1 protein-coding gene and 1 pseudogene are annotated in these 902 nt (G+C 63.3%); both read right to left on the minus strand.

Annotated elements, in window-relative coordinates; translation table 11 throughout:
* A pseudogene (locus EBB59_RS13300) lies at positions 1 to 308 on the minus strand (hypothetical protein); the annotation flags it as partial.
* The coding region (locus EBB59_RS14000; protein WP_211327771.1) for a hypothetical protein at positions 305 to 902 on the minus strand (598 nt) is incomplete at its 5' end. The pseudogene EBB59_RS13300 and the gene EBB59_RS14000, both read right to left, overlap by 4 nt.

The raw sequence follows: 902 nt of genomic DNA on the forward strand, positions 1-902 counted from the left end.
TTGTCGATATGGGTGTCTTCCAGCTTTTGCAGGCTGTCGATGTAGCGGAATATCCGCGTCTCCAACGCGGCCGAGCTCAACCGCCCGTTCTGTTGCCGCGCCGCCAGAATCGCCGCGCTCGGCTCAGACGTCGCCGGTTGGGTCGGTGGTAACGGGGCGGGCTTCGGCGCGGGCGGCGGCAGTGCCGGCGCCCGCACCACCGAGGACATGGCTTGCGCGCCCGGGGCGCAGGCCGCCATGGCCATCAACGATGCCAAGGCGATACCCAGCAACCGGACAACGCTCCAGGCCGCCAACCGACCACTCATTCCACACGTACTCCCATGCTGATACTCACCTGTGCCACGCAGCTTTCTTTCCCGCCATCCGGCTTCTCGTGGGTATAAGTCCATAGCGCCACGCTTAGCCCGATGTCACCAAAACGCTTTCTGAAAGCCGCCCTGAGTTTGGGCCCCACCCATACGCCATCCTCGAAGCCCCGCGTCAGCAACATCTCCCTGAACGCCTGGTAGGTATACCGGCAAGGTACCGCCGAGACTTTACCCGTGCTCTCGTTGTTGAAGATATCCACCCCATAGGTGGTGTCTTCGCCCGTGGGGTGCATCACCGATACCGAGAACCGCCCGCCATCGGTCAGGTCATCGAAGTATTGACTGTAAGCGCCTTTGGTTTCTTCATAAGGCGGAATCACCAGCCCCAGTTGCTTCTGGATGTTGTCGATATGGGTGTCTTCCAGCTTTTGCAGGCTGTCGATGTAGCGGAATATCCGCGTCTTCAACGCGGCCGCGCTCAACCGCCCGTTCTGTTGCCGCGCCGCCAGAATCGCCGCGCTCGGCTCAGGCGTCGCCGGCTGGGTCGGCGGTAACGGGGCGGGCTTCGGCGCGGGCGGCGGCAGTGCCGGC

It is taken from the genome of Solilutibacter pythonis (genome assembly GCF_003697345.1).
GTDB lineage: Bacteria > Pseudomonadota > Gammaproteobacteria > Xanthomonadales > Xanthomonadaceae > Solilutibacter > Solilutibacter pythonis.